The sequence below is a fragment of the Escherichia sp. AM3 genome (assembly GCF_032029835.1).
Classification (GTDB): domain Bacteria; phylum Pseudomonadota; class Gammaproteobacteria; order Enterobacterales; family Enterobacteriaceae; genus Escherichia; species Escherichia coli.
The window spans coordinates 1-409 of record NZ_JAVUPQ010000613.1 but is presented as its reverse complement, the minus strand read 5'-3'; the positions used below and the strand labels follow the sequence as shown (position 1 = coordinate 409).

Below are 409 nucleotides of genomic sequence, written 5' to 3'. Positions count from 1 at the left end.
GGTTTCAGCAAAGAATCGTCGATTTGAAATTCAAAAAAATGTGTTGATTTAGTTGATGTGAGTCCCAATTTTTTAAATCCATTCGGTGTCTTAGCCAATTCTTCAGGTGATTTTGTTGTCACATATATACCTTTTGGATGACCTTTAATTGGACTGGAGGCTTTAAATTTATAAGGTTTCTGAGAAGAAATTCCGTTATATCCACCTTGATCAGTATAGTGGTATACGGTAACAATTTTTAAGCCGAGAGGATCGACCCACCCCAGAGGATTCGGCGCATAAGCATATAAATTTAACCCACCTAATAGCCCTATCGGGTCCGTTACCATGAACCGCCCGACATCCGGATCATAGTACCTGTGCAGATTGTAGTGCAGCCCCGTTTCCCTGTCGAGGTACTGTCCCTGGT

1 protein-coding gene is annotated in these 409 nt (G+C 41.8%); it reads right to left on the bottom strand.

The window, feature by feature from the left end; translation table 11 throughout:
* The coding region (locus RTW80_RS27520) for an RHS repeat-associated core domain-containing protein (RefSeq protein ID WP_409415327.1) at nt 1–409 on the bottom strand (409 nt) is incomplete at both ends.